Below are 26,149 nucleotides of genomic sequence, written 5' to 3'. Positions count from 1 at the left end.
AAAGCAATTCACGCCGGACGAGAGGCAAAAGCGCGCCTGCACGAAAACTGCAAAAGACTCCTGAAACCGTGCAGACGATGATCCCAGCTTCTGCACAAGCACCGTTCAGACTTCGTGATGCCACCCATCACGAAAGGTCTTTTCGGATATGACAAGCCTGGCTTCGACGATCGTAGAGGAAATCAAGCCGATCGGTCATGCCTCGATCCCCGCCAAGGTCGGCCTCGCGCTGGTGCTGGCCGCACTCGCCGACTGGCTGTTCTACGGGCAGCGGATCGGGCTCTCGCTGACGCTCTTTGCGATCGTGCTCGCCGGGGTGTCGACGCTCTTCAATCATGCGGCTCTGGACCTGCGCCGCGCGCTGATCGGCTCGGCCGTCCTCGTCGCCGGTCTGGTGCCTGTCATCGAGGAGCTCAACACGCTGTCGTTCCTGATCCTGATCGCGTCGCTCGCGATTGCGTTGCTGCTCGTAACCAATTCCGAAACGACCGGACTCGCCGACCGCGCCCGCGCGCTGCGCAACTTGGTGCTGCTCGGGCCCTTCAGGTTCTTCCTCGATGCGCCCCAGGCGTTCAACGCGTCGGCGCTGACCCGCGGCATCGCGCGCTGGCTGCTGCCGGCAGCGCTGAGCACGGTCTTCGTCGCGCTGTTCGCCGCAGCCAATCCGGTGATCGAGCAATGGGTGTTCCTGCTCAATCCGAAGCTCATTCTGCAATATGTCAGCGTCCCGCGCGTGCTGTTCTGGGGCTTGATGCTGGCGCTGGTCTGGCCATTCATCCATGTGCGCTGGCGGCGCAAGACGAACGTCACCACCGCCGTCGCGGACGGTCCTGTACCGCCGCAGCTCCCGCCTCTGGTTTCGGTGGAGTTTCTTGGTCCCTCCACCATCCTGCGCTCGCTGATCCTGTTCAATTTGCTGTTCGCGGCGCAGTCCATTCTCGACGGCATCTATCTCTGGGGCCATGTGGCGCTGCCGGACAATCTGACCTATGCGGGCTACGCACATCGCGGCGCCTATCCGCTGATCGTGACCGCCCTGCTCGCCGCGGCCTTCGTGCTGGTGGCGATGCGCCCGGGCGGGCCGGCCGAGAAATCGAAGGTGATCCGGCCGCTGGTCTATCTCTGGGTCGGGCAGAACGTGCTTCTCGTCGCTTCCTCCATCCTTCGCCTCGACCTCTACGTCGACATCTACATGTTGACCTACTGGCGGATCGCGGCCTTCATCTGGATGGGGCTGGTCGCGCTCGGGCTGATCCTGATCGTGACCCGCATCGCCCTCAACCGGTCCAACCAATGGCTCGTCGGCGTCAATCTGATAGCGCTCGCGATCGTGCTCTACGGCTGCTCGCTGGTGAACTTCGATGCCTTCATTGCCGACTACAATGTGAGCCACAGCCGGGAGGCATCCGGCAAAGGCCTGCAGATCGATATCAACTATCTCCTGACGCTCGGGCCGCAGGCACTGCCCGCGATCGACAAGGCCATCTTGCTGCGGTCTGGCAACCCCGAGAGCTGTCTTGTGTCGCGTCGCGACCGCCTTGTAGAACAGCAGCGCCGGGATCTGGCCTGGCGGAGCTGGGGCTTTCGGAGCTGGCGGCTGCAGCGCAGGCTGGACGCGCAGGCGAAAGATCAGTCCGGCAACCCGCCGGCAGGGTGAGCGGAGAGTTTCTTGGCGCATCGCATTCTCATCGTCGACGACGAAGGCCATATCCGCGAGGTCATCCGCGTCGCCCTGAAGAAGGCCGGCATGGACGTGATCGAGGCCCGCGACGGCAAGGAGGCGCTCGCCCGCTTTGCCGCCGACAGGCCCGATCTGATCGTGCTCGACATCGGCATGCCCGAGTTCGACGGCCTCGACGTCTGCCGCGAGATCCGCAAGAATTCCGACGTGCCGATCCTGTTCCTGTCGGCGCGCGACGAGGAGATCGACCGCATCCTCGGCCTCGAAATCGGCGGCGACGATTACGTGACGAAGCCGTTCAGCCCGCGCGAGCTGGTGGCGCGGGTCAATGTCATCCTCCGCCGGCTCAGCCCGCGCAATGGCGAGATCAAGGCTGGTCCCACCGCGCTGTCGCAAGGCGGCCTGCTGCTCGACCCCGAGCAGCATGTCGCGACCTTCGCCGGCACGCCGCTGAAGCTGACCGCGATCGAGTTCGGCATCCTGCGCGCGTTCCTGAGTCGGCCGACTTCAGTATTCAACCGCGAGCAGCTGATGCGGGCAGCCTATCAGCTCAACATCCAGGTCTCCGACCGCACCATCGACAGCCACATCCGCAACATCCGCGCCAAGCTCGCGGCCCTGAATTGCGAGAACGTCATCGAGACCATCCACGGCGTCGGCTTCAAGCTCGGCCGCTGCGAGAAGGCGGCATGAGCGCGGCGCCCGACAAATGGCGGCCGTCGCTCGGGCTCGTCATCTTCGCGGTGCTGACGACCGTTGGCGTGCTGCCGCTGGTCGGCCTGTTCTTCTTTCGCCTCTACGACAACCAGCTGATCCGCCAGACCCAGGCCGAGCTGATCGCGCAGAGCCGCGTGCTGGCGACGATCTATGCGCAGGAGGTCACGGCCAGGCTCGACAGCGGCCTGACGCTCGGCGCCGAGGTGCCGCCGAACGTGCTGCCCGATCCCGGCGACCAGGTTACGCCGATCCGCCCGGCACTCGACCTCACTGCCAACGATCTGCTGCGGCGGCGACCGGATGCGCAGGCCGCGCCTCATCCCGCGCAGGCGGCCTATGTCGAGATCGGCGCAAGGCTGACGCCGATCATCCGCGAGACCCAGAAGGTGACGCTGGCGGGCTTTCGCATCCTCGATCCGCAAGGCGTCGTGATCGCCGGGCGCCAGGAGGTCGGCCAGTCGCTCGCCCATATCGAGGAGGTCGCCGACGCGCTGCACGGGCAATATCGCGCCACCTTGCGCAACCGCGTGCCGGACAAGCCGCCGCCGCCGATCTATTCCTTCAGCCGCGGCCTCGGCGTGCATGTGTTCTCGGCCATGCCCGTCATCGTCAACAACCGCGTCGCCGGCGTGATCTACACCACGCGAACGCCCAGCAACATCTTCGACCATCTTTACCAGGAGCGGGGCAAGTTCGTGCTGGCGGGGCTCGCCGTCATCCTCGGCACCATCGCGATCGGCCTGGTGTTCTCGCGCACCATCACGCTGCCGATGCGCGAGCTGATCGACCGCGCCGCGCGGATCGGCCGTGGCGACCGCGAGGCATTCCAGCCGCTCCGGCACTACGGCACCCGTGAGTTCGCCCAGCTCTCGCACAGCTTCCTCGGCATGGCCGAGCAGCTGGCAAGGCGCTCCGACTATATCGCGACGTTCTCGGCCCATCTGACCCACGAGCTGAGATCGCCGCTGACCTCGATCAAGGGCGCGGCCGAGCTACTGCAGGATTCGGTTCAGGGCAAATCCGAGGGCCTGACACCGGCCGAACAGAAGACGTTCATCGCCAACATCCTGTCCGACACGCAGCGGCTGGAGGCGATGGCGCAGCGGCTGCGGGAGCTCGCCCGCGCCGAAAGCCTGCCGCAGAATGAGCGCACGGAGCTGGCGCCCGTGATCGCCGACCTCAAGAACCGGTTTCCGGCCAGCTCCATCGAGGCCAGCGGCAGCCTCGACCGCTCCATCGGCATGTCCGGCGAAAAGGCGCTGATCGTGCTGTCGCATCTCGCCGACAACGCGATGCGGCACAAGGCCGGGACAATCAGGCTGGAGGCTGTGGACGAACGCACGACCCTGCGTCTGACGGTGAGCAATGACGGCGAACCGATCTCGGCACCGAACCGCGACAGGATTTTTGATGCGTTCTTCACCACCCGCCGCGACCAGGGCGGCACCGGGATGGGGCTTGCGATCTCGCGCGCGGTGATGGCGAGCCATGGCGGCTCGATCAGGCTCAAGCCGACCGACGAGGGCGCGGCCTTCGAGCTCCAATTCCCTGTCGCCTAGATCGCGAACACCCAGGCGGCGACGATGGTGCCGATGGTGATCAAGCCGGCGATGGTCCAGCCGGCGGCATATTCGAGCTCAGGATGACCGGTCGCCCGCATGATCTCTGTCGGATCGGCGGTATGCTTGTGTGCCATGACAGCCTCGCACGTTTCTCCCCGCGTCATATGTAAGTCGCATCAGCCGCCATTAGGTTCCATCACGGAAATGCGAGGAATGACGCAGCTTGGCTTGTTCGCCGTCCCTGACGAAGGTCCGGCCGGCCTTCGCCACACGGACAATTTTATCGAACCCGCCGTCGAGCAATCCTTGGTCGGCCGCATCACAGCATTGCCGCTCGAGCGCTTCCAGTTCGGGGCGTTCGAGGGCAACCGCCGGGTGGCGTCCTTCGGCTGTCGCTATGACTACACGTTGCAGCGGCTCGCCGAGGCGGAGCCGATCCCGGACTGGCTCATGCCCATCGCGCGTCAGGCCGAGGCCTGGGCGAAGCTGCCGGAGGCCAGCGTCCGGCAGGTACTCTGTACCGAGTATGAGGCCGGCGTCGGCATCGGCTGGCACCGCGACAAGCCGCACTTCGACAAAATCCTCGGCCTGTCGCTCGGCTCGGCCTGCAAATTCCGCTTCCGCCGCCGCCGCGGCGACAAATGGCAGCGCCACACGCTCGAGGCCCGCCCGCGCTCGCTCTACATGATGGAGGGCGAGGCGCGCTCGCAATGGGAGCACAGCATTCCGCCGGTCGAGGCGCACCGTTACTCCATCACGTTCCGGACGATGAAGCAGGCGTAGCGCGGCCGGCAATCAAAAAATGCGAAAACAACCCCATGCAAAGTAGAACGCCCGTTCAGCCCGAGGCGCGGCCACGCCGCACAAGGGTTTGACACATCGGTGCAAAACCGCCGCCTTGCGCAATCACCGCAGGCTTGCCGTCTTGCCTTCCGAATCCGGTTGCATGCTAGATTGGCACGCATTCCAAGGCAGGAGGGAAGCATGGCCGACAACAAGGCAAAGCGCGGCGGGACCGATCGGGCGCTGATTGCGCTCACCGAAAAATATGAACTCGCCTACTGGTCGAAGAAGTTCAAGGTGACCCCGGCCAAGCTGAAATACGCCGTCAAGAAGGTCGGCCACTCCGCCAAGAAGGTCGAGGCGTATATCAAGCTCCAGAAGCACCGCGCCTCCGACAAGAGCCGGATCGCGCTGAGCGAGGCCTATGAGGTCCGCTACTGGTCGAAGAAATTCAAGATCACCCCGGCCAAGCTGAAGGCTGCCGTCGCCGCGGCCGGCCATTCCGCGAAGAAGGTCGGGGCCTATGTCGCCGCCCAGAAGGCGGCGAAGAAGGCCAAGAAGACAACCAAAAAGGTGGCCAAGCGCAAGAAGACGGCCTGAGATTTCCGGTCCATGGAGGCAAGCATGCGATCCGGTCGATTTATCGTCAGCTGCACCCTCGTCCTTGTGAGCCTGTCCGGCATCGCCGGGGCGTCCGGCGCCACGCCGGCAAAAGTCTCCGGCGCGACGGCGCTGGCACTCGCGGGCGTGATCGCGCCGCTGTCGCCGGATCTGTCCGGCGCCGAGAGGAAGGCGGTTGCGATGCTGTTCGCCGGTGGCAGCGACGTTCCCTACAAAAAGGCGATCGTGGTCACCGCTGACAGGATCGTCTGTCGTACCGGCAATGTCGATATCACCGTTCGCAATTGCGAGGTGACCTTCGGCAAGACAGTGAGGACCGTGAACGGCTCCACCGCCAACGAGATCTTCGCCACCGAGGCGTTGGCCGGCATCCCGCCGGACGGTGCCGCGGGATCGAACTTCGAGAGCCTGACCCGGCTGAGCTGCACGATCGATCCCAACGCGATCAGGCGCAAGGACGGAAGCGGAGCGGACTGCACGTTCCAGCCGGGAAACTGAGCTTGGCTTTGGCTTGGCTTGAAGCGAAGTTCGGCGGGCGAACCAAAGGCGCCGTGAAATCGCCTCAAGGCGAACGAATAAGGCGAATTGAAAAGACAGGCCAAACCTGCGAACCAATATGAGGGGCGCAAGGCCGGCATCGAAATGAAGAATTACCTCGCTTTTTTTCTGTTTCTGACCATCACGACCGCCTCCGCGCATGGCCCGTTGCCGGCGCGGTTGACGGTGCCCTCCGACCTCGTTCGGACAGGCCTGACCGATTCCGACACCACGGCTGGCGGCACCGCGCGGCTTTGCGAGCAGGTCACCTTCTCCCGGGGCCTGCGCTACGGCGAGAGCGAAGCCAACGTGCTCGACGTCGCCGCCAGCACGACCAAGGCGGATACGCCGCGGCCGGTGCTGCTGTTCGTGGCCGGCGACACGTTCACTGGGGACCACGCCGCGCCTGAGCTGTCGCGCCAGATCCAGGACCAGGTCATGTGCTTTGCCGCCCGCAACGAGATGATCGGGGTGCGCGTCAACTATCGCCTGGCTCCCGGCGCGACCTGGCCGATGGGAGCAACCGACGTGGCGGCGGCGCTGTCCTGGGTCCACGGCAATATCGACCTGTTCAACGGCGATGCCCGCGAGATCGTCGCGATCGGCTACGGCGCCGGCGCGTTCCATGTCGCAACCCTGCTGGCGCATCCCGAGCTTCAGGCCGACCGCGCCGATGTCGCTGCCGTCGTGCTGGTGTCCGGCATCTACCGCGTCGGCAAGGACGCCAGCGACAGCGAGAAGGCCTATCTCGGCGGCGACGCCAGCCAGTACAACACCCGCTCGGTCTTCCCCGGCATCCTCAATGTCGATGTGCCGATCGTGCTGGCCTGGGCTGCGGACGATTCTGCCGGTGTCGTGGCGCAGGGCGAGACCCTGAAGAAGACCCTCTGCGGCGCCGGCCACTGCCCGCGCGCCTCGCTGCTGCGCAGCCGCGACGGCATCGCGAGCGCCTTCGGCCTCGACGGCTCCGGCGACAGTCTTGCGGAGCCGACAATGCTGCTGGTGAAGCAGCTAGAGGCGCGGGGGCTGCCGTAGGCGAGTCGCTGCTCGCTTATCGACGGCTCACACTATTTGCTGTGGGGACTCTTCCGATCAGAGAACCGCTCGTTCACGCCGGCTTCAGCGAGGCCAGCGCGTTTTCCAGCAGCGAGCGCACGCGGGCGGCATCGCCGGACTTCACCACGGCCGGATCCAGATAAAGCTCCAGCCCCGGCGCGCGCTCGGTGATGACGCCGCTGCGCTCCGCCGCCGCGTCGTTCAGTGCGTCGACGGAATAGGGAATGACCTCACGGCTGATACCCTTCATCGTGATCGCCGGCAGGGCGTGGGCGCGGACGATGTCGGTGACGAGCGCGAAGGTCTCGTAGCTCAGCACGATGCCGCCGGGCTCGGCGATCGATTGCAGGCGCGCGGCGAGGTTCGCCTCCGCACCGATGATGGTGTAATCCATGCGGTCGCTGCTGCCGAAATTGCCGACATTGCAATAGCCGGAATTGATGCCCATGCGCGAGCGGAACGGCTGCTCGATGCCGGACGCCCGCCATTTCGCATTCAGCTCGGAAAGGCGCTGTTGCATGCGCCATGCCATCTGCAGGCACGCCTGCGCATCGGCGCGATCACCCCTGCTCTCCGGATCGCCGAAAAAGATCAGCATGGCATCGCCGATGAACTTGTCGATGGTGCCGCCATATTCGTGCGCGATCGCCGACATCTCGGTGAAATATTCATTGAGGAGCTGGGTCAATTGCTCCGGCTGCAGCCGCTCGGCAGTCGCCGTAAAATTCTGGATGTCGGAGAAGAAAATGGTGAGCTTCTTGCGCTCGGTGTGAATGGTGACGTCCTTCTGGCCGGAGAAGATGCTCTTGTAGACCTGGGGCGGGATGTAGCGCGAGATCTTCATCGACAGCGAGGCCAGGAAGTCGTTGGCGGATTCGAGCTCCTTGTTCATGCCCTTGATGCGGCTGGCCTGGCGGCGCTGCAGCGACAGGAACGCCAGGCCGCTGCCCGCGGCGATCAGGAAATAGGCCAGCAGGAACTTGAACGAGAAGATGTTGGCGGCGATCGGCTGCGCGATGATCACCTCCTGGATGCCTCTGACGTCGCCAACCTTCCAATCCCTCTTCGGGCTCTCGGGATGGCTGTTGTGGCAGCTCACGCAGGCCGGGCCCATCGTGACGGGGGCGACGAGGCGGACCTTGTCGTTGAACAGCGAAGTCTCTGTCTCCACGATCTTCTGCTCGGGATCTTTCCGCAGCGCATCGAGCGCATCCTTCTCGAACTTGTCGAGCTGGTGCGGGGCGCGGTTCTGGAACGGGAAATCGGAGACGAAGCGGTAGGTGATGTTCTCCTGCTGCGCCCCGATCACCCGTCCGAGTTCCAGTGACAGCGTCGCCGGGATCGGGATCGCGCCGGGGATGGATTCGTAATTGTGCACGACCTTGGTGGTGCCATCGGGGTTGGCCAGCACGCGCCCGACCACGTTGGAGGCGTAATAGCCGCGCACGCTGGTGATGACCGAATTGAGATCGACCGCCTGCCGGCGCAGCGCCGTCTTGCTCAGCTCGGTCAGGTCCAGCCACACCGCGAGCGGCAAAGCGAGCAGGAGGAATGCGATCACGGTGCCCGTGAGCAGGCCGCTCTTGCGCTGTTCTTCGGAGATCTCTCGTTTCACTCTGTGGCTCCGTTGTAAGCGATTTTGTCGCAAATTGCCCGAAATATGCGACAAGGAATGCCGCGGCACAGAGCCAATAAACGACGGCCGGCGCAACCCAATTCTATGGTGGTCGGGCAAGACGGCTTTTCGTTTGATCACGGATGCTTAAGATCGGGGCCGACCTGCATCCGCCCCGCCGGGAGAGACCCATGACCGAGACCATTCGCATCAAGCGCTTCAACGCGCGGCCCGTGATCGTGCCGATGAACCTGCCGCTGCAGACCTCGACCGGCTCGGTCGCCAGGGCGCCGCTGGTGCTGATCGACTGCGAGACCGACCATGGCGCGGTCGGGCACGCCTATCTGTTCTCGATCACGCCGTCGGCGTTGAAGCCGCTGACGGCGATGGTCACGGAAATGTCAGAGCTGCTCGCCGGCGACGAGCTGCTGCCGTTCGAGATCGAACGCAAGCTGACCCAGCGCTTCACCCTGCTCGGCCTCGCCGGCCTGCAGCGGCTGGCGCAATCCGGCATCGACATGGCCGCCTGGGACGCGCTCGCACGAGCCAAGGGCCTGCCGCTGGCCCGGCTGCTCGGCGGCGCGCCGAAGCCGGTGAGGGCCTACAATTCGAAGGGTCTCGGCATCATGCCGGCGGGGGCCGCGGTCGAGGAGGCACACAAGCTGCTGGCCGAAGGATTCCAGGCCGCCAAGATCCGCGTCGGCCGGCCCGATGCGCGCGAAGACCTCGCCGTGGTCCGCGCCGTGCGCAAGGCCGTCGGCGATCATGTGACGCTGATGTGCGACTACAACCAGGCGCTGACGGTGACGGAGGCGATCCGCCGCGGCGAGATGCTCGACGACGAGGGCCTGACCTGGATCGAGGAGCCGATCCGCCACGACGATTACGCCGGTAACGCGCGCATCGCTGATGCGCTGCGCACGCCGGTCCAGATCGGCGAGAATTTCGACAGCGCGTTCTCGATGCAGACAGCGCTCTCCGCTGAAGCCTGCGATTACGTGATGCCCGACGTGCAGCGCATCGGCGGCGTCACCGGCTGGCTGCGCGCCGCCGCGCTCGCCCATGCCGCCGGCATCGAGATGTCAACGCATCTGTTCTCGGAAGTCAGCGCGCATCTGCTTTGCGTAACGCCGACGGCGCATTGGCTGGAATATGTCGATTGGGCCGACGCGATACTGTCGACGCGGCTGACGATCAAGGACGGCTTTGCACTGCCGAACGAAGAGCCCGGCAACGGGATCGGGTGGGACGAGGCAGCGGTCGCCAAATATCTCGTGGGGTAAGGCCGTCTGCTACGACCGAACAGCGGCGATCATGCTCAACTCGACCGGCGCTCCTCGCGGCAGCTCGGCGACGCCGACGGACGTGCGCGTATGACGACCGCGCTCGCCGAGACATTCGATCAGCCGGTCGGAGGCGCCGTTCATGACCTGCGACTGCTGGGTGAATCCGGGCGCCGAGGCGACGTAGCCCACGAGCTGCAGGACCTGGACGATCCTGTCCTCGCCACCTGTTGCATGGTTGATGGCGGAAACGCAGAGATCGGCGCAGAGCGCAGCAGCCTCTTGCGCGGACGCAACATCGACGCCTGCTCCGACCTTGCCCACATACAGCAGGTCTTCGCCGCGACGCGGCAGCTGGCCACTGACATAGGCGAGCCCACCATGGATGATTACCGGCAAATAGTTTCCGCCGGGCTTGTTCACGCTGCTCATCTCGATGGCCTGCCTCGTCAAAGTCCGGCGAACGATGCATTGCGCTGAAGGGCAAGGCGCCGGATTGTCGTCGCTGTGGTGGACTGGACATTGGCAGGCGACACGCCGCGGATCAAGGCTGCGAAGCTTGGGCAGATCGGAGATGGGGCGGGCTCGGCCGGCGACCCTTGCCTGCCCGAATTGCGCAGTGCTGGCAGGCGCGATAACGATCCTCCATGACCACATGGCGTCCGCATCCTCACATCCGCGTCGTCGCGCTCGGACTGCACTGGCGCGACGGACGGCTGCTCGCGGCCGAGATTCGCGATGATGCGAACCGGATCAAGGGCGTACGCCCGCTCGGCGGCGAGATCGAGTTCGGCGAGAGCTGGCAGGCGGCTCTCATCCGAGAGTTCGACGAAGAGCTCGACATCGACGTCAGCATCACGAGCGAGCCGCTGGTGATGGAGAACATCTTCGTGCACGAGGGCGCGACCGGCCACGAGGTGACGTTCATCGTGGAGGTCGCATTCCCGGATGGTGCGTTCGCAGGCCAGGACCGCATCGACTTCCGCGAGGACAATGGTGAGGAGATCATCGCGCGCTGGTTCGACCTCGCCGAGCTCGACGCCGAGGGTGGACCCTGCCTCTATCCGACCGGGTTGAAGGGCCTGCTACTCGAAGGCAAGGACAGGTGAGGGTTTCTACCTTCGAGCTGCGCCGGACACGCTTCGCCGCCATCAGCTGGGCTGTGCCACGCGAAGCCGTAGGCGAAGCGTGGTGGGCGCGACAGGGATCGAACCTGTGACCCCTACCATGTCAAGGTAGTGCTCTCCCGCTGAGCTACGCGCCCTAATAGTCCACTTGCGTCGGGTGGGGTCCCTATAACGGACGAGGGGACCCTGTGCAAGGACGGAACAAGGCCGATTTAGGCGGCCAGCATCTTGTTCACTTCGCTGACCAATTCGCGCAGATGCACGGGCTTGGACAGCACCTTGGCGTTCTTGGGGGCGTCCGAATCCGAGTTCAGGGCGACCGCGGCGAAGCCGGTGATGAACATGATCTTGATGTCGGGATCGAGTTCCGAGGCCCGGCGGGCAAGCTCGATGCCGTCCATCTCCGGCATCACGATGTCGGTGAGCAGCATCTCGAACGGCTCTTCCCGCAGCCGTTGATAGGCGGCCATGCCGTTGTCATGGGACGATACCTGAAAACCGGCGTTTTCCAGCGCCTTGACCAGGAAACGGCGCATGTCGTTGTCGTCTTCGGCGAGCAGGATCTTTGGCATGGCAGGAATCGTCGCATCCCCAGAGGATATCAGCAGAGATCACTAAGCCCGACAGAGGGTAAATTTGGGGTGAAAATCTTTACCCTGAGCCGGCCGCGCTGCCGGACTCTTGTGAACCGGAAAACCGCTCGAAGCAATCGAGCCGCGCCGGCCCATCCCCGCCTCCCTGCCCACACGGTTAAGACGTGTTCCAATGACCATCACATCTTTTCGCTTGGCAGAATGGTTGCGATTCCCGACAATGACGACACATAAGAGCCGCTCGATCGGCCGAATCGATGCGGTCTGGCCACTGCCAGATCCCGGCGCGAAGGGACGAAGCCTGAGAAGATGACCCGGTTTGACGGCGAGATGTCGCCAGCCTTCGAGATCTTTGAGCCCGCGCAATGGCGCGCGCCCGTCATCTTCAACTCGCCCCATTCCGGCTCGACCTATCCGGACGAATTCCTCGCGGCGTCCAGGATCGACCTGCCAACGCTGCGGCGGTCCGAAGATTCCTTCATGGACGAGCTGATCGGCCATCTCAGCGAGCGCGGCTTTCCGACCGTGCGGGTCAACTTTCCCCGCTCCTATGTCGACGTCAACCGCGAGCCCTATGAGCTCGATCCCCGCATGTTCAGCGGACGGCTGCCGAGCTTTGCCAATACCCGCTCGATGCGGGTCGCCGGCGGCCTCGGCACCATTCCGCGCGTGGTCGGCGACGGCCAGGAGATCTACCGCGAGCGCCTCCTGGTCGACGATGCGCTGGGGCGGATCGAGACGCTGTACAAGCCCTACCACCGCGCGCTGCGCCGGCTGATCAACAAGGTGCACCAGATGTTCGGCACCGTGGTGCTGGTCGACTGCCATTCGATGCCTTCGGTCGGCGTGAGCAGGGACGAGCCGCGCCGGCCCGACGTCGTGATCGGCGACCGCTACGGCACGAGCTGCACCCCGCTGCTGCCCGACCGGGTCGAGGAGACCATGACCGGGCTCGGCTATTCGATCGGCCGCAACAAGCCCTATGCCGGCGGCTTCATCACAGAGCATTACGGCAATCCCGCGAGCGGCCTGCACGCGGTGCAGCTCGAGCTCAACCGCGCGATCTATATGGATGAGCGGCGGCGCGAGCGGGGTGCGCGCTTTGCGCAAGTGGCGTTCGACTTCGGCGTTCTCGCCGACGTGCTGGCGACCACGATTCCGTTCGGCGATCTCGGCCCGTTCCAGGCGGCGGCGGAATAGGCGCCGGCATTTCTTTCGTCAGATCGTGTTGTGCTTGACTGGCGCGAACGCGTCTTCGCTTCGCTTTCGCTGCGCACTTCGAAACGAAAACACCTGTGCAAAGAAAAAAGGGCCGCTTCTGATGAAGAAGCGGCCCAAGTCTAGGGAGGAAACGCCCAAGGAGGGCAGCGGTAACGCAGAGCGCTACCGCACCGCAACAATATGCGACCGCGCCGCACAAAGTGCAAGGGCTTTTGAGCCGTTTCCCATGCAATCTGCACATGGCTCAATTGCTTCTACGGAAACCCAGATTCAGTTTCTTTGATAAGGAAATTCAATGGGTTGATAGTCATTTGCATACGAACAAGGCATGATCGGAACTAAGTTTTCAACTCTATGATCGATATTTGGCCAGCAGGTGACTTGGATGGGGCAGTTAGCTTCGGCATCCAAAATACCAGGGTGCAAATTCAAGACAGCGCTGCACGCGGGCTGCGAATTGAGCTAGGCAGGAGGGAGCTTCATTCCACTTTCGCTTTGAGGATTCGGCCTGTGACGGTGATCGACTTCTCCGCCTTCATCGGACGGCTCGCCACCGCCTCCGGCGAAACCATCCTGCCGTTCTTCCGCACCTCACTGTCGATCGACGACAAGAGCAAGACCCGGGAATTCGACCCCGTCACGGAGGCCGACCGCGCCGCCGAGGCGGTGATGCGGCGGCTGATCAAGGCCAACTTCCCCCAGCACGGCATCGTCGGCGAGGAATTCGGCAACGAGCGCGAGGACGCCGACTATGTCTGGGTGCTCGACCCCATCGACGGCACCAAATCCTTCATCGGCGGCTTTCCGATCTGGGGGACGCTGATCGCACTGCTGCACAAGGGTGTGCCGGTGTACGGCATGATGCACCAGCCCTTCATCGGCGAGCGTTTCTCCGGCGACAATGGTTCGGCCATCTACAAGGGCCCGTCCGGCGAGCGCCGGCTTCAGGTCCGCCGCTGCGCCTCGCTTTCGGAGGCCACGACCTACACCACCAGCCCGCTGCTGATGAACGAGCGCGACCGCGCCATTTTCAGCCGCATCGAGAAGGGCGCGCGCCTGTCGCGCTATGGTGGTGACTGCTACTCCTATTGCATGCTGGCGGCAGGCCATGTCGATCTCGTGGTCGAGACCGAGCTCAAGCCTTACGATATCGCGGCGCTGATCCCGATCGTGACCGGCGCCGGCGGCGTCGTCACCACCTGGGAAGGCCAGCCGGCCCAGGGCGGCGGCCGCATCGTAGCGGCCGGCGACGCCAGAGTTCACGAAGAAGCACTGAAACTGCTCAACGGGTAAGAGGGCGGGGAGCCTGCATGAAAACTCGCCGCACGCTCCTCCTCGCAATCCTGCTTCTGCTGCCGACGCTGGCGTCCGCGCAGAATTTTCCCACCAAACCGATCAAGCTGATCGTGCCGTTCCCGGCCGGCGGGCCCAACGACATCATCGCGCGTGTGATCGGCCAGCGCATGTCGGAGCTGTCAGGCCAGCCGGTGCTGATCGACAATCGCGGCGGCCAGGGCGGCGTGCTCGGCACCGACGCGGTGTCGAAGGCCGCGCCGGACGGTTACACCATCGCGATTTCCAGCGCCGGCGCGCTCGCGATCAGCCCGAGCATGGAGAAGGTCGCCTACGACACCTTGAGCGATCTCACGCCGGTGACGCTGGTCGCGACCGTGCCGGAAATGCTCGTGGTTGCCACCAATGTGCCGGCGAAGGACATCGGCGAGCTGATTGCGTTGGCCAAGGCGCAGCCCGGAAAGCTCAACTTCGCCTCCTCCGGTCCCGGCAGCCTGCCGCACCTTGCCGGTGAATTGTTCAAGCTGACGGCCAGGATCGACATCGTGCACGTGCCCTATCGCGGCGCGGCGCCGGCGGTGAACGATCTGCTCGGCCAGCAGGTGCAGATGACGTTCCTCGATCTCCCCGTGCTGCTGCCGCAGGTCAAGGCGGGCGCCTTGCGGCCGATCGCGATCGGCTCGGCCGCGCGCGCGCCGACCGCACCCGATGTGCCGACTCTCTCGGAAGCCGGTTTTCCCGATCTGCGCGTCGAGAACTGGTACGGCATGGTCGCGCCGAAGGGCACGCCGAACGAGATCGTCACCGCGCTGCACGGCCTGGCCACGAAGGCCATGGCGGATCCGGCGGTGAAGGAGAAGCTCGCGGCGCAAGGCGCGACGCTGGTCGGCGACGAGCCGGAGCATTTCCGGCAGTTCATCGCGGACGAGACGAAGAAGTGGGCGAAGGTGATCAAGGACGCCGGCGTGGAGACGGCGAAGTAGACACCACACCGTCATGGCCGGGCCTGTCCCGGCCATCCACGCCATCCTCCAAGGTACGAAGAACGTGGATGCCCGGGACAAGCCCGGGCATGACGAGTTTGTGGTGCTTCACACCGCCTCCGCCCTTAAATGCTCCACCAGCAGCTTCGCCGGCCGCGGCAGTGCCTTGAAGCTGCGCGCGCAGATCACGAGGCGGCGGTTGGCGAAGGCATCGCGCAGGCGGACGATGGCGAGCGGCATCAGCTTCGCGCAGCGGCGGGCGGCGGCTTCGGGCACGAGGGCAACGCCGACATCGGCGGCGACCATCTGGCAGATCGCGTCGAAATCGCGCAGGCGCGCGCGGAAATGCGGGCGCATGCCGAGCCTCGCCGCGTGCTTCGAAATATGCATCTGGAGCGCGGTGGCGCTGGTCAGGCCGACGAAGTCGCACGTCCCCGCTTCCTGGAAATCAATCTGGCGGCGGCCGGCGAACGGGCCGCGTTTCGACGTCACCAGTGCCAGGCGATCCTCGCTGAACAGGAAGCGCTCGATGTGGTCGGGCAGCGCGTGCTCGGCGGCGAAGCCGAGATCGGCCGCGCCCGCGGTGATTGCGGCTGCGATGTCGGTGCTTTCGCGCTCCTCGATGTCGACTGCGACATCGCGATGCTCGCGCAGGAAGCCGGCCAGCGCCTTCGGCAGATGCTCCGACAGGCCCGACGTGTTGGCGAGGAAGTGCACGCTGGCGCGCACGCCCGAGGCAAAGCCGGCGAGATCGCCGCGCATGGCGTCGATCTGGTGGATCACGAGCCGCGCATGGTCGAGCAGGCTCTCGCCGGCCGCGGTCAGTTCGACGCCGCGCCGTCCGCGCTTGAGCAGCGCGACGCCGAGCGCGTCCTCCAGCCCCTTGATGCGCGCGCTGGCCGAGGCCAGGGCCAGATGCGACCGCTCCGCGCCGCGGGTGATGCTGCGCTGGTCGGCGACCGCGATGAAGAGCTGGAGGTCGACGAGGTCGAAACGCATGGCAGGTCTCCGCAGACTTCGTCTGAAACGAAGGCTTACTCCGTAACCTCCAGATTGTGCGCCGGCGCGGCTTCGGTCAATGTGCCCGGATGGTCGACCCGCTTCTCATCCTCATCGCCGCCGTCTTCCTCCTCGCCGGATTCGTCAAGGGCGTGGTCGGGCTCGGCCTGCCGACGGTGTCCATGGGCCTGCTCGCGGTGAGCATGGCACCAAGCCGCGCGATCGCCATCGTCATCGTGCCCGCCATCGTCACCAACATCTGGCAGACCTTCGTCGGCCCCTATCTGCGCGACATCCTGAGGCGGCTGTGGCCGTTGATGATCGGCACCGTGATCGGCTGCTGGCTCAATGCCGGCGCGCTGACCGGCCCGCATGCCCGCTATGGCACGATCGTGCTCGGCGTCCTCCTGGTGATCTACGCCATCATCGGGCTGAACAAATTCCAGTTCCACGTCGCGCCGAAGAACGAGAAATGGGTCGGCGGCGTGGTCGGCGTGATCACCGGCGTGATCTCGGCCTCGACAGGCGTGCAGGTCATCCCCTCGATGCCGTTCATGCAGGCGATCGGCATGGAGAAGGACGAGCTGGTGCAGGCGCTCGGCGTGTTCTTCACGACGGCGACGCTGGCGCTCGCCTTCAACCTCACCGCCAGCGGATTGCTGACGCCGGCCAATGCCGTGCCCGGCGCCGTTGGCATGGCCATGGCCTTCGCCGGCATGTTCATCGGCCAATCGGTGCGCGCACGAATGCCGGCCGAAGCGTTCCGCCGCTGGTTCCTGATCGCGATGATCCTGCTCGGCGTTTATCTCGCCGGCAGCGCGCTGGCGAAGGAGTTTGCGTAGAGCCTTTGCAGGCTGGGTTGCACGACCCCGGCTCCCATCATTGTTCGAATGAGCTTACCGCGTCTCCAGCATGGCGACGCGGATGCCGAGATAGATGAAGAGGCCGCCGAGCGCGCGGTTGACCCAGGCGATCGCGCCTTCGGACTCGCGCAGGCGGTGGGCGGCTTTGGCCGCGAACGCGGCCAGCACCAGGCACCAAAGCGTCCCTGTAAAGATGAAGATCAGGCCGAGCGTCAGGAAGGCGAGCGGCTTGTGTGCGGAATCGGCTGCGACGAATTGCGGCAGGAAGGCCAGGAAGAACAGCGCGACCTTGGGATTGAGCGCATTGGTGAAGACCCCCTGGAGGAAGACCCGCCGCAGCGAGCTCCGTACCGGCTCGTCGAGCGCCGCCGCCAGCACCGGGCGCGACCACAGCATCTGAAGCCCGGTGAACACGAGATAGGCCGCGCCGACCAGCTTCAGGATCGAGAAGGCGGTCGACGAGGCCATCAGCAGGGCCGAAAGGCCGATCGCAGCGGCCGCGACATGGACAAAACAGCCGCAACTGATGCCGAATGCGGCCGCGGCTCCGCCCCGCCAGCCCATCTGCATGCTGCGGCCGATGACGTAGACGGAATCAGGCCCTGGCGTGATGTTGAGCAGCACGCCCGACAGGATGAAGAGCCAGATTTCGTGAATGCCCAGCATGCGAGGTGCCTCTGCCGCCATCGGGGCGGTCGCAGTTTCCGCTTAGTCGGTTCGTCCTTCGCCGTCCACCGCCGGAATTGCGTCGGATTTGCCTCGAATTTGCAGGACGGATCATACTTCCGCTCGGCCGCATCTGCTTTATAAAGGCAGGGTTCTTGAAATGCGGGATTCGAGGCGACTGCCACGCTGCGGCCGGTTTGCCTTCCCTTGGAGTCCGGGACTATGGAAAGACGTCTGGCTGCCATCGTCTGCGCCGATGTCGCCGGCTATTCGCGCATGATGGGCAGCGACGAGGCCGGCACCCATGCTGCCTTCAAGGCCCATCGCAGCGCGATCCATCCCATCATCCTCAATCACGGCGGCCGCGTCGTGAAGAACACCGGCGACGGCTTCCTGCTGGAATTCCCCTCGATCGTCGGCGCCACCGAGGCCGCCATCGCGATGCAGACGCTGATGGCGGAGCGTAACCGCCATCTGCCGGCCGACCGCACCATGCAGTTCCGCCTCGGCATCCACATGGGCGACGTCATTGCCGACGAGGACGAAGTGTTCGGTGACGATGTCAACATTGCCGTCCGCCTGGAATCGGTGGCGAGCCCCGGCGGCTTTGCGATCTCGGCCAAGGCCTACAAGGAGGCGAGCAAGCATCTCACCGTGCCGCTGGTCGATGCCGGCAATCATCGCTTCAAGAACATCAAGGATCCGGTCGGGGTCTGGACCTGGACAGCCGAGGGTGCGCCGGCGCTCGCGCCCGAGCTTCGGGAGGCGTCCGCCCTCTCGCAGCAGTACCGCACCGCGATCGTCGGCGTGCTGCCCTTCGCCAATCTCAGCGATGCCCAGGACGAGTATTTCTCCGACGGCCTCACCGAGGATCTGATCCACGCGCTGTCGCTGCAATCCTTCTATCGCGTGCTGAGCCGCAACTCGACCTTCGCCTTCAAGGGCACGAACACCAGCACCCGCCTGATCGCACGCGAGATCGACGCCACCTATCTGGTCCAGGGTTCGGTGCGGCGCGCCGGAGCCAAGATCCGCGTCACCGCCGAGCTGATCGCGCCGGAAACCGGCGAGCAGCTCTGGACCGGCCGCTACGACCGCGACATCGGCGACTTCTTCGCGATGCAGGACGAGATCACGACCAATCTGTCCGCCGCCATCGCCACCGAGATCGTCCGGGCGGAAGCCTCGGCGCCCGCGCGGCTCTCGACGGACGTCACCGCCTGGGATCGCTTCCTCAAGGGACTGTCGCATTACTACCGGCAGACCAAGGAGGACCTGACTGCCGCCGTCGACCTGTTCCGGGAAGCCATCAGGGTCGATCCCAAACTGTCGATCGCGCACGCCTATCTCGCCACGATCCAGATCCAGAGCATCCAGTTCGGCTGGGTCAAGGGCACGCGCGAGATGTGGGCGGAGGCGATGAACCTCGCTGAGACCAGCGTCCGGCTCGACCCGCGCTCGTCCTTTACGTTCTCGATCCTGTCCTGGGCACATGCCATGGAAGGGCATTACGAGGCAGCGATGGACGCGGCCAAGCGCGCAGTCGCGCTCAATCCCTACGACATGGGCGCGCGCGGCGTGCTCGGCATCTGCCATTTCGTCATCGGCGAGCACCGGGAGGCGATCGAGCTGTTCTCGATGGCCGCGCAGCGCGACAACAGTGACCCGCGCTACCAATGGGCGGCGCTGAACGCGTTCAGTCATTATCTGTTGCGCCAATATGACGCGACCCTGTCATGGGCGCGCGAGCAGCTCTACATCAACCCGAACCACATGCAGGCGCTGGCGATCCGCGCCGCGGCCCTGGCACAATTGGGGCGGAGCGCCGAGGCGAGCGAGGCGACCGGCGTGCTGATGGGCAACTACCCAACTCTCAATGTCGATCGTCACTTGCGCAACTTCCACTGGAAACGGCCTGAGGATCTCGCCCACTATCGCGAAGGGCTGCTGAAGGCCGGCGTGCCGCTCGCCAAGCTGACCCTGGTGCAAAGCGACCTCAAACGCGCCGCCGAGTCCTGACGGGCAGGCCATAGGCCCCCCGCAGCCATTCTCTCAATTCTTTGGCCAGAACCTGCCTGCCCTTGTTGATGGGACAGTGAATTGGGCCACACTTCGCCACACGCTGAAGTAGTATAGTACGTTGTCGGTTTGTTTGAACTTTCCGCGCTTGATCGGCGCCTCATTCACGATTCGCTGTTTTCAGGATTTTGGGCCATGCATGACCCCGTTTCGAAACCGCCGCTCGCCCCCTCGATCCAGGTCTCGCCGAACAATCCCTGCCCCTTCCTGCGCGGCCTCGTCGGCGAGGGCTTTGTCGAGGGCGGCACTGTCCCGCTCGGCAAGCTGTCGGAGACGATCGCGAACGCGACCGGCGAAACCGGGCTGAAGAAGGCGTCCGCCCGGCTCCAGGTCCGCGGCGTGGCGCTGATCGCCAACGGTCTCGGTCACATCCTCAAAAGCATCTTTTCGGGCGCACAACTCGATGCGCTGCGCGGCGGCCCGCTGGACAAGCGCGGTGCCGGCTCGCGCATCCTCGGCGTCGACGGCAAGGTCAACGAGGGCGAGATCGCGCGGTTCGCGAGTTTCGGCCGGACTTACACCGATCCGAACGGTGGCTCCGAGCTGGGCCTCAACGCCTCGGAAATCGAAATCTTCATGCGCGACAACCTCAAGCGCGCCGGCAGCGCCGCGCGCTGGTACTACCCGCTGCTGATGAAGTTCGAATGGCCAATCCTCCTGAAGATCATCGGCAAAGGCACGGGCGAGGATCGCTATCTCGGCGTTGCCGACGTCCGCACGCTGTTCAACGAGCGGCAACTCCCCGCGCGGATCAACCAGCGGCTCGTATCGCAACCGATACTGTCGACCTGCCAGCGCGTGGTGCGGGGTGCCCTCAAGCTTGCAGCCCTGCTGATCGCCATCGGCCTCGTTACCCTCGTCGCGGTGGCCGAATTCCCCAATCAGGTTCGTGCCGTGCTGCCGCAGAAGGGAATTCTCGTAAATCTCTTGCCGCCGCCCTTGCCCGCGGTCCCGGAGGCCAAGGCCGCCTTCTGGCTCGAGCAGAACTGGTCGCTGAAGGACCGGCACTGGTTCCATCATGCCAGCCAGGGCACCGCGACCTTCCCGGTGCCCTATGAATGGTTCATGGCGCTGGAGCAGCCGCGCCTCCATCTGTTCTCGAAGCCGGGCATGATCAAGGAGAGCGCCTATCTCGAACGCTTCGGCTTCATCCCGAGCCCGCAATCGGTTCAGACCGACACCACGACACTGCGCCGCTTCGGTTACGCCAATGTCTATGAGACGACGCAGGCGCCGGACTGGTCGACCAGATGGACGCCGGCGGAGAACGTCGACGGACTGCCGGTCGGCTTCGCACGGATGACCGGCGTCGTCGATCCCGCGACCGGCCGTCGCGAGGAGGACAAGATCGGGCTGACCTGCGCGGCCTGCCACACCGGCCAGATCCATTATCAGGGCGTGGACGTGCGCTTCGACGGCGGCCCGGCCATGACCGATTTGAAGAAGCTCGAGCTCTCGACCGGCCTGTCGATCGCCTACACGCTCTATGTCCCGTTCCGCTTCCAGCGTTTTGCCGATCGCGTGCTCGGCCCCGATGCCAGCAAGACGGACCGCGCTGCGCTCAAGCAGAAGCTCAGCGCGATCGGCACGTTCCTGATCGACTGGGCGAAAACCCAGCAAAAGACGGTTGAAAGCAAGAAGACCTGGAACGGCAGGCAGCAGCAGGACACGGAAGAAGGGTTCGGCCGGCTCGACGCGCTCAATCGCATCGGCAACCAGGTCTTCTCCCAGGATCTCGCGCTGAGCGGGATCAAGGGGTTCGAGAAGAACCTGCACGCCCAGGACGCGCCGGTCAGCTATCCCGCGATCTGGACCGTGCCCTGGTTCAAATTCGCCCAATACGACGCTTCGATCGAGCAGCCGTTGATCCGCAACGCTGGCGAAGCGCTCGGAGTGACCGCACTGCTCAACCTGTCCGACGCCTATCCGGAGGACCGGCTGTGGCGGTCCTCGGTGAACATCAGGACACTCGGCTGGATCGAGGACATGCTGAGAGGCCCCGATCCGTTCAAGACGGTCGATCCTTCCGCCGGCCCGAAGTTCGGCGGCCTGCTCGCGCCGAAATGGCCTTCGCAGATCCTCGGCGATGCATGGCGGCTGAAGCCCGATCGCGTCGAGCGCGGCCGCGCCATCTACGCCGAGATGTGCTCCGGGTGCCACCTTCCGGCCATCGACACCCCGGCCTTCTGGTCATCGAAGCATTGGGAGCCGAGCGGCGACAGCAAGGTCCTGAACGCGGTCACGATTCCCCTCAAGGAGATCAACACCGATCCCGAACAGTCCCTTGTTCTCAGCAACAGGATCGTCGATGTGCCCGGCTTCCTGAAGGTGAATACGGCCGACCTCCAGACATGGTGGCAGTGCGACATCCCGACCGCGAGCAAATCGCCCACTGAGATGGTCTACGCGCTCGGCCTCATGACGGTGGTCGACCTCGTCGCCCGCAAATGGATGGACGACGAGAAGGTCCCGGACGCCGAACGGGCGAAAATATGGAATCTCGCGCGCAAGAACTGTCTCAATCCGGCGCCCGACCCGCGCTATCGCGCGCGGCCGTTGAACGGCATCTGGGCAACGGCGCCTTACCTGCATAACGGTTCGGTACCGTCGCTATATTGGTTGCTGAAGCCGGCGAGCGAGCGCCCGACCAAATTCTGCATGGGCCGCCGCGACTATGATCCCGTGACCGTCGGCTTTGCGGTGACCGCGGATGAGACATGCAAGACGGGCGAAACGCAGTTCTCGGCGGGGTCGGAGAAGGACCCGATCCAGGGCAACAGCGTGCTCGGCCATTCCTTCGAGCGCAGGGAAGGCGAACCGAAGCGCGACGGCGTGATCGGGCGGATGTTCAAGAACGATGCCGAGCGCTACGATCTGATCGAGTATCTGAAGACGTTGTAGCTGATCTTCACCTAGCCCGCTTGCGGGGAGAGGGAGAAGACCCCCTCACTTGAACAGCGGCGTGCCCGGCACGAAGGCGTCGAAGGCGGCCCAGAATTGGGAGCGGTAGCGGTCCTGCTCCTGGAGGATCTCGTGCTTGGCGCCGGCGATCACGAGATGGGAGCCGGCGCGTAAGTGATAGGCGAACTCCTCGATCGCCGCGGTCGAGACCACGGCGTCGTTGGACGCCGCCAGCATCAGGATCGGCTGGCGGATCTGCGAGGGGTAGTTCGTGCGCTTGAAGGTGTGCATCGCGCGGAAGGCGGTATCGGCCCAGGCAACCGTCGGTGACGCCAGCCCGAGCGTCGGATCCTCCTCCAGGATCGCGGCATTGCGTGCATAGCGCACCGGATCGCTGGTCACGGGATTGTTGATGAAGGGATCGAGCCCGGTAAGGCGGTCGCTGCCGCCGGGGACATAACGGCCGCCCTGCCCGAGCAGGCGCATGGTCTTGAGCAGCGCGCGCACCGGAAGCGAGGTGGTGCGGCCGGGCAGGTCGATCATCGGCGCCGACAACACCATGCGGTCGAACCAGCGCTTGCCCGCATGCGCCACCCGCAGCATCACCGTGCCGCCCATGGAGTGGGCCAGCGCGAAGAACGGCGGTGGGCAATCGGGCAGCACGACCTGCTGAACGAAGGCCTCCACGTCGACCTCGAAATCGGAGAAATCGCGTACATAGCCCTTGCGCGGGTCGCGCAGGCGGCGCGAGGAATGACCCTGCCCGCGCCAGTCGATCATGGCCACCGCAAAGCCGCGGTCGCGCAGATCGCGCACGGTCTCGAAATATTTCTCGATCTGCTCGCTGCGTCCTGTGAAGACGCAGACCGTGCCCTTGCGGTTCGCCGGCGGCGCCCAGCGCGCAAAGCGCAGCTCGGCGCCATCGGGCGTCTTGATGGTACCGCTGACGACGTCTTCGGGGACGGGATTGGACGGGATCGAGACCAGCGTCATGATGGGAGGTGGTTGGGCGCGACGTGCTGCAAATCAGGAGCGGGAGCGCCGAAAAGGCGCCAATTCCGCCCTCTTGAACGCCGTTCCCCTGAACCCATATCACCTTGGTGCAGGCCGCTACCAGTGTTTCGAAACCGGAACATCAGGCTGCACACAGACGAAAGCCCGGCCCGATTGGCGGGCGGGTTACCCAACAGTCGCTCAATGGAGGACTTGACCATGCGTACCTACGACCTCACCCCGTTCTATCGTTCCACTGTCGGCTTCGACCGCCTCTTCAGCCTGCTCGACCAGGCCGGTTCGGATGGCAGCCCCGGTTATCCCCCCTACAACATCGAGCGTACCGGCGAGAACGCCTACCGCATCACCGTTGCGGTCTCGGGCTTCGCCAAGGACGAGCTCTCCATCGTCGCGAAGGAAAACACGCTGACGATCAAGGGCGAGAAGGTCGCCAACGAGAACAGCAAGGCCGAAGTGCTCTACCGCGGCATCGCCGCGCGTGCCTTCGAGCGCGCATTCCAGCTTGCCGACTTTGTCCAGGTGAAGGACGCCTCGCTCGAGAACGGGCTGCTTCACGTCGACCTCGTCCGTGAGATTCCAGAGGCGAAGAAACCGCGCCAGATTGCGATCAATACCGGTGCGCAAGGCGCACAGGTGATCGAGAACTCGGCCGCGCAAGTCGCCGCTTAAATCGCACACGCCACTTCCAGGTTACGAAAACGCCCCGGTGCCCCGGGGCGTTTTTATTTTGCGCCGCATCACAGACCGGTGAGGACGCGTAACTTCGCCGCCGCACGCTCCGTCCTTTGGACATCGCATCAGAAGAAGACGGAGAACGATCATGACACTTTGGCGCAGCCTTTTCGTCGCCGCGAGCCTGCTGACGGCCCCCATCAGTTTTGCCCATGCGCAGACGCCGCAAACGGTGAAGGCGAAAAACGTCGTGCTGGTGCACGGTGCCTGGGCCGACGGGTCGAGCTGGTCGGAGGTAATCCCGATCCTCCAGGCCGCAGGCCTGCATGTCACCGCCGTGCAGAATCCGCTGTCGTCGCTCGCGGACTCGGTCGAGGCGACCAGGCGCGCGCTGGCCGAGCAGGACGGGCCGACCGTGCTGGTCGCGCATTCCTGGGGCGGCACCGTGATCAGCCAGGTCGGCACCGATCCGAAGGTGACTAGCCTCGTCTATGTCGCCGCCCGCGCACCCGATGCGAACGAGGATTTCGTCGCGCTGTCGAAGCAATTTCCGACCGGCCCGGTGCGCGCCGGCGTCGTCGAACGCGACGGTTACACCAAGCTCTCGGAAGATGCCTTCCTGAAATACTTCGCCAACGGCGTGAAACCCGAGCAGGCCAAGGAACTCTACGCCGTGCAATGGCCGACCGCGGCCTCGATCTTCGCCGGCCGCACCACGGAAGCGGCGTGGCATTCGAAGCCGAGCTGGTACGCGGTGTCGAAGAACGACTACACGATCAATCCCGATTTCGAACGCTTCCTCGCCAAGCGGATGAACGCGACCACCGTTGAGCTCGATGCCGGCCACCTCTCGCTGGTGTCGCATCCGAAGGAGGTGGCGGATTTGATCCTGGACGCCGCGGGGTACCCGCGGAGCTGAGGCGCGAGTGCTGAGATGCAAGAAGCGCCTGAGCACTCAGGCGCCTTTTGTTTTGCTCAACTCTCTCCCCTGGGTCGTCCCCGTGAAGACGGGGATCCAGGACTCCGGGAAGCAGTTTGGCGGCAGCTAATCCAGCCCCTGTGCCGCAGGCATCTCCTGCGTAGGCAGGATCGCCGGAGCAGGCTTGGCCTGCCCGACGGTCGACGCAGCGGCCTCGGCCGGCTTGGCCGCCGCTGTCGCGGTCTGCTGCGCAGGTTGAGTCTTCGGCGCTTCAGCCTGCTGAGCCACAGGCTCGGCCGGCTTGGCTGCGACCGGCGTCTGCCCGCGTGGCGGGGCGGCCCTGGGCAACGGCACGGTGCGGCTGGCCACGTGCGGGATCAAGGCCGGTGGGCGAGGCGGGCCGGCGCGGATCACGGTCGGCGGCGGTAGCGCGCTTTGCCGGCCATAGGGTCCGATTGCGGGCTCCTCGACGGCGGGGGCCATGCCGTAGGCGTCGGCGGCCGGCATGAAACGGATGATCCGCCCGTCGCGCGCATCGATGACGAGCCGGCCGTCGTCGCCGCGACGGTCGATCACCGCGATGGTGTAGACGCTGCCGCGCAGGCGCGGGATGCCGAGCGGCGAGAAGCCGTTTTCGCGCAAGACCGCATAGACCTCGGTCGATGGCAGCAGCGCCGGACCGCGCTCTTCGTAGCCATAGTTGTAACCATAGCCTTGGCCGTAACGCGACGGTGGTGGCGGGGCGGCTTCGGGCCGCGCATAGGGTCCGTCGAAATCCGACACCGCGATCACCCCTCTCGCGATACCGTTCGCGGGAACTTGCGCCAAAACCTTCCCGTGCCCGGCGCTGATGGCGAGCACCAGCGTGGCGGCAGCCACACATCCTGTGAAAAACTTCATGGTCGACACGCTCCTGTCAGGCCCCCGAAGGCGTCGCGCTCTTTCGCTTCTCGTGGCGTGGCGC

Annotated in this window: 25 protein-coding genes and 1 tRNA gene; 17 read left to right on the top strand and 9 right to left on the bottom strand. The window is 64.9% G+C overall.

Annotated elements, in window-relative coordinates; all coding sequences use genetic code 11:
• Window positions 1–148 precede the first annotated feature (148 nt).
• The 3 genes from CIT39_RS04780 to CIT39_RS04770 are packed head-to-tail and all read left to right on the top strand — an operon-like array spanning window position 149 to window position 3,957.
• The gene (locus tag CIT39_RS04780; RefSeq protein ID WP_094973172.1) at window positions 149–1,657 is read left to right on the top strand and encodes a DUF4153 domain-containing protein; all 1,509 of its coding nucleotides are present in this window, start codon (window positions 149–151) and stop codon (window positions 1,655–1,657) included.
• Window positions 1,658–1,669: 12 nt separating this feature from the next.
• Window positions 1,670–2,374: a response regulator transcription factor gene (locus CIT39_RS04775; protein WP_094973173.1), complete on the top strand. Its 705-nt coding sequence runs from the start codon at window positions 1,670–1,672 to the stop codon at window positions 2,372–2,374.
• A complete protein-coding gene (locus CIT39_RS04770) occupies window positions 2,371–3,957 on the top strand; it encodes an ATP-binding protein (protein ID WP_094973174.1) in 1,587 nt (528 codons plus the stop codon). The genes CIT39_RS04775 and CIT39_RS04770 overlap by 4 nt, the downstream gene beginning before the upstream one ends.
• On the opposite strand, the gene CIT39_RS04765 is transcribed toward CIT39_RS04770, so the two are convergent.
• The gene (locus tag CIT39_RS04765; RefSeq protein WP_162848615.1) at window positions 3,954–4,094 is read right to left on the bottom strand and encodes a hypothetical protein; all 141 of its coding nucleotides are present in this window, start codon (window positions 4,092–4,094) and stop codon (window positions 3,954–3,956) included. The genes CIT39_RS04770 and CIT39_RS04765 overlap by 4 nt on opposite strands.
• Window positions 4,095–4,173: 79 nt before the next feature.
• On the opposite strand from CIT39_RS04765, the gene CIT39_RS04760 reads away from it, so the two are divergent.
• From CIT39_RS04760 to CIT39_RS04745, 4 genes are all read left to right on the top strand, one after another.
• Window positions 4,174–4,743: an alpha-ketoglutarate-dependent dioxygenase AlkB gene (locus tag CIT39_RS04760; RefSeq protein WP_094973175.1), complete on the top strand. Its 570-nt coding sequence runs from the start codon at window positions 4,174–4,176 to the stop codon at window positions 4,741–4,743.
• Window positions 4,744–4,944: 201 nt separating this feature from the next.
• Window positions 4,945–5,343: a DUF3606 domain-containing protein gene (locus tag CIT39_RS04755; RefSeq protein WP_094973176.1), complete on the top strand. Its 399-nt coding sequence runs from the start codon at window positions 4,945–4,947 to the stop codon at window positions 5,341–5,343.
• 24 nt (window positions 5,344–5,367) lie between these two features.
• Window positions 5,368–5,862 carry a hypothetical protein gene (locus CIT39_RS04750; RefSeq protein WP_094973499.1) on the top strand — a complete coding sequence of 165 codons (495 nt, stop codon included), beginning with the start codon at window positions 5,368–5,370 and terminating at the stop codon, window positions 5,860–5,862.
• A gap of 144 nt (window positions 5,863–6,006) precedes the next feature.
• Window positions 6,007–6,936 (top strand): alpha/beta hydrolase, encoded by a 930-nt coding sequence (locus CIT39_RS04745; protein WP_094973500.1) that lies wholly within the window; start codon window positions 6,007–6,009, stop codon window positions 6,934–6,936.
• Between the two features lie 73 nt (window positions 6,937–7,009).
• Here CIT39_RS04745 and CIT39_RS04740 read toward each other — a convergent pair whose 3' ends face one another.
• A complete protein-coding gene (locus CIT39_RS04740; protein ID WP_162308345.1) occupies window positions 7,010–8,572 on the bottom strand; it encodes an adenylate/guanylate cyclase domain-containing protein in 1,563 nt (520 codons plus the stop codon).
• A gap of 191 nt (window positions 8,573–8,763) precedes the next feature.
• Between CIT39_RS04740 and CIT39_RS04735 the strand changes: the two genes are divergently transcribed.
• Window positions 8,764–9,855, top strand: a complete 1,092-nt coding sequence (locus CIT39_RS04735; protein ID WP_094973502.1) for an enolase C-terminal domain-like protein — start codon at window positions 8,764–8,766, stop codon at window positions 9,853–9,855.
• 9 nt (window positions 9,856–9,864) lie between these two features.
• Here the strand turns inward: CIT39_RS04735 and CIT39_RS04730 are convergent, their stop codons facing one another.
• Window positions 9,865–10,287, bottom strand: coding sequence for a RidA family protein (locus CIT39_RS04730; RefSeq protein ID WP_094973503.1), 423 nt, complete (start codon window positions 10,285–10,287; stop codon window positions 9,865–9,867).
• Between the two features lie 215 nt (window positions 10,288–10,502).
• Between CIT39_RS04730 and CIT39_RS04725 the strand changes: the two genes are divergently transcribed.
• Window positions 10,503–10,964 (top strand): NUDIX hydrolase, encoded by a 462-nt coding sequence (locus CIT39_RS04725; RefSeq protein WP_094973177.1) that lies wholly within the window; start codon window positions 10,503–10,505, stop codon window positions 10,962–10,964.
• Between the two features lie 80 nt (window positions 10,965–11,044).
• Here the strand turns inward: CIT39_RS04725 and CIT39_RS04720 are convergent.
• Window positions 11,045–11,119, bottom strand: a tRNA-Val gene (locus tag CIT39_RS04720).
• A 75-nt stretch (window positions 11,120–11,194) separates the two neighbouring features.
• Window positions 11,195–11,554 carry a cell cycle two-component system response regulator CpdR gene (gene cpdR, locus CIT39_RS04715; protein ID WP_007597092.1) on the bottom strand — a complete coding sequence of 120 codons (360 nt, stop codon included), beginning with the start codon at window positions 11,552–11,554 and terminating at the stop codon, window positions 11,195–11,197.
• Window positions 11,555–11,884: 330 nt separating this feature from the next.
• Here cpdR and CIT39_RS04710 point away from each other — a divergent pair, with 330 nt between their 5' ends.
• The 3 genes from CIT39_RS04710 to CIT39_RS04700 all read left to right on the top strand — a co-directional run bounded on the left by CIT39_RS04710 (window position 11,885) and on the right by CIT39_RS04700 (window position 15,072).
• Window positions 11,885–12,775 (top strand): N-formylglutamate amidohydrolase, encoded by an 891-nt coding sequence (locus tag CIT39_RS04710; RefSeq protein WP_094973179.1) that lies wholly within the window; start codon window positions 11,885–11,887, stop codon window positions 12,773–12,775.
• 531 nt (window positions 12,776–13,306) lie between these two features.
• A complete protein-coding gene (gene hisN, locus CIT39_RS04705) occupies window positions 13,307–14,089 on the top strand; it encodes a histidinol-phosphatase (protein WP_094973180.1) in 783 nt (260 codons plus the stop codon).
• A gap of 17 nt (window positions 14,090–14,106) precedes the next feature.
• The gene (locus CIT39_RS04700; RefSeq protein ID WP_094973181.1) at window positions 14,107–15,072 is read left to right on the top strand and encodes a Bug family tripartite tricarboxylate transporter substrate binding protein; all 966 of its coding nucleotides are present in this window, start codon (window positions 14,107–14,109) and stop codon (window positions 15,070–15,072) included.
• A 108-nt stretch (window positions 15,073–15,180) separates the two neighbouring features.
• Here the strand turns inward: CIT39_RS04700 and CIT39_RS04695 are convergent, their stop codons facing one another.
• A complete protein-coding gene (locus tag CIT39_RS04695) occupies window positions 15,181–16,071 on the bottom strand; it encodes a LysR substrate-binding domain-containing protein (protein ID WP_094973182.1) in 891 nt (296 codons plus the stop codon).
• Window positions 16,072–16,160: 89 nt separating this feature from the next.
• On the opposite strand from CIT39_RS04695, the gene CIT39_RS04690 reads away from it, so the two are divergent.
• Complete coding sequence (locus CIT39_RS04690) at window positions 16,161–16,913, top strand: sulfite exporter TauE/SafE family protein (RefSeq protein WP_094973183.1); 753 nt, start codon at window positions 16,161–16,163, stop codon at window positions 16,911–16,913.
• Between the two features lie 54 nt (window positions 16,914–16,967).
• Here CIT39_RS04690 and CIT39_RS04685 read toward each other — a convergent pair whose 3' ends face one another.
• The gene (locus CIT39_RS04685) at window positions 16,968–17,600 is read right to left on the bottom strand and encodes a LysE family translocator (RefSeq protein ID WP_094973184.1); all 633 of its coding nucleotides are present in this window, start codon (window positions 17,598–17,600) and stop codon (window positions 16,968–16,970) included.
• 222 nt (window positions 17,601–17,822) lie between these two features.
• Between CIT39_RS04685 and CIT39_RS04680 the strand changes: the two genes are divergently transcribed.
• Together CIT39_RS04680 and CIT39_RS04675 are read left to right on the top strand one after the other, a co-directional pair.
• Window positions 17,823–19,619, top strand: a complete 1,797-nt coding sequence (locus CIT39_RS04680; protein WP_094973185.1) for an adenylate/guanylate cyclase domain-containing protein — start codon at window positions 17,823–17,825, stop codon at window positions 19,617–19,619.
• 195 nt (window positions 19,620–19,814) lie between these two features.
• On the top strand, window positions 19,815–22,580 hold the full coding sequence (locus CIT39_RS04675) for a di-heme-cytochrome C peroxidase (RefSeq protein ID WP_094973186.1): 2,766 nt from the start codon (window positions 19,815–19,817) through the stop codon (window positions 22,578–22,580).
• Between the two features lie 45 nt (window positions 22,581–22,625).
• On the opposite strand, the gene CIT39_RS04670 is transcribed toward CIT39_RS04675, so the two are convergent.
• Window positions 22,626–23,573, bottom strand: coding sequence for an alpha/beta fold hydrolase (locus CIT39_RS04670; RefSeq protein ID WP_094973187.1), 948 nt, complete (start codon window positions 23,571–23,573; stop codon window positions 22,626–22,628).
• Window positions 23,574–23,792: 219 nt separating this feature from the next.
• On the opposite strand from CIT39_RS04670, the gene CIT39_RS04665 reads away from it, so the two are divergent.
• The gene (locus CIT39_RS04665) at window positions 23,793–24,263 is read left to right on the top strand and encodes an Hsp20 family protein (protein ID WP_162308344.1); all 471 of its coding nucleotides are present in this window, start codon (window positions 23,793–23,795) and stop codon (window positions 24,261–24,263) included.
• A 151-nt stretch (window positions 24,264–24,414) separates the two neighbouring features.
• A complete protein-coding gene (locus tag CIT39_RS04660) occupies window positions 24,415–25,185 on the top strand; it encodes an alpha/beta fold hydrolase (RefSeq protein WP_094973189.1) in 771 nt (256 codons plus the stop codon).
• 126 nt (window positions 25,186–25,311) lie between these two features.
• Here CIT39_RS04660 and CIT39_RS04655 read toward each other — a convergent pair whose 3' ends face one another.
• Complete coding sequence (locus CIT39_RS04655) at window positions 25,312–26,085, bottom strand: hypothetical protein (protein ID WP_094973190.1); 774 nt, start codon at window positions 26,083–26,085, stop codon at window positions 25,312–25,314.
• Window positions 26,086–26,149: the final 64 nt, after the last annotated feature.

This window comes from Bradyrhizobium symbiodeficiens (genome assembly GCF_002266465.3).
In the GTDB taxonomy this organism is placed as follows: Bacteria; Pseudomonadota; Alphaproteobacteria; order Rhizobiales; family Xanthobacteraceae; genus Bradyrhizobium; species Bradyrhizobium symbiodeficiens.
Note: the sequence above shows the minus strand (reverse complement) of the source record. Positions and strands in the feature narration are given on the sequence as shown.

Bases quoted from the DNA above. Each gene is read 5' to 3' on its own strand.
- CIT39_RS04750 (WP_094973499.1), top strand. From the start codon at position 5,368: ATGCGATCCGGTCGATTTATCGTCAGCTGCACCCTCGTCCTTGTGAGC.
- CIT39_RS04685 (WP_094973184.1), bottom strand. From the start codon at position 17,600: ATGCTGGGCATTCACGAAATCTGGCTCTTCATCCTGTCGGGCGTGCTG.
- CIT39_RS04780 (WP_094973172.1), top strand. From the start codon at position 149: ATGACAAGCCTGGCTTCGACGATCGTAGAGGAAATCAAGCCGATCGGT.
- CIT39_RS04660 (WP_094973189.1), top strand. From the start codon at position 24,415: ATGACACTTTGGCGCAGCCTTTTCGTCGCCGCGAGCCTGCTGACGGCC.
- CIT39_RS04765 (WP_162848615.1), bottom strand. From the start codon at position 4,094: ATGGCACACAAGCATACCGCCGATCCGACAGAGATCATGCGGGCGACC.
- CIT39_RS04755 (WP_094973176.1), top strand. From the start codon at position 4,945: ATGGCCGACAACAAGGCAAAGCGCGGCGGGACCGATCGGGCGCTGATT.
- CIT39_RS04760 (WP_094973175.1), top strand. From the start codon at position 4,174: ATGACGCAGCTTGGCTTGTTCGCCGTCCCTGACGAAGGTCCGGCCGGC.
- CIT39_RS04725 (WP_094973177.1), top strand. From the start codon at position 10,503: ATGACCACATGGCGTCCGCATCCTCACATCCGCGTCGTCGCGCTCGGA.
- CIT39_RS04680 (WP_094973185.1), top strand. From the start codon at position 17,823: ATGGAAAGACGTCTGGCTGCCATCGTCTGCGCCGATGTCGCCGGCTAT.
- CIT39_RS04675 (WP_094973186.1), top strand. From the start codon at position 19,815: ATGCATGACCCCGTTTCGAAACCGCCGCTCGCCCCCTCGATCCAGGTC.
- CIT39_RS04670 (WP_094973187.1), bottom strand. From the start codon at position 23,573: ATGACGCTGGTCTCGATCCCGTCCAATCCCGTCCCCGAAGACGTCGTC.
- CIT39_RS04710 (WP_094973179.1), top strand. From the start codon at position 11,885: ATGACCCGGTTTGACGGCGAGATGTCGCCAGCCTTCGAGATCTTTGAG.
- CIT39_RS04730 (WP_094973503.1), bottom strand. From the start codon at position 10,287: ATGAGCAGCGTGAACAAGCCCGGCGGAAACTATTTGCCGGTAATCATC.
- CIT39_RS04655 (WP_094973190.1), bottom strand. From the start codon at position 26,085: ATGAAGTTTTTCACAGGATGTGTGGCTGCCGCCACGCTGGTGCTCGCC.
- CIT39_RS04700 (WP_094973181.1), top strand. From the start codon at position 14,107: ATGAAAACTCGCCGCACGCTCCTCCTCGCAATCCTGCTTCTGCTGCCG.
- CIT39_RS04690 (WP_094973183.1), top strand. From the start codon at position 16,161: ATGGTCGACCCGCTTCTCATCCTCATCGCCGCCGTCTTCCTCCTCGCC.
- CIT39_RS04735 (WP_094973502.1), top strand. From the start codon at position 8,764: ATGACCGAGACCATTCGCATCAAGCGCTTCAACGCGCGGCCCGTGATC.
- CIT39_RS04665 (WP_162308344.1), top strand. From the start codon at position 23,793: ATGCGTACCTACGACCTCACCCCGTTCTATCGTTCCACTGTCGGCTTC.
- CIT39_RS04745 (WP_094973500.1), top strand. From the start codon at position 6,007: ATGAAGAATTACCTCGCTTTTTTTCTGTTTCTGACCATCACGACCGCC.
- cpdR (WP_007597092.1), bottom strand. From the start codon at position 11,554: ATGCCAAAGATCCTGCTCGCCGAAGACGACAACGACATGCGCCGTTTC.
- CIT39_RS04695 (WP_094973182.1), bottom strand. From the start codon at position 16,071: ATGCGTTTCGACCTCGTCGACCTCCAGCTCTTCATCGCGGTCGCCGAC.
- CIT39_RS04770 (WP_094973174.1), top strand. From the start codon at position 2,371: ATGAGCGCGGCGCCCGACAAATGGCGGCCGTCGCTCGGGCTCGTCATC.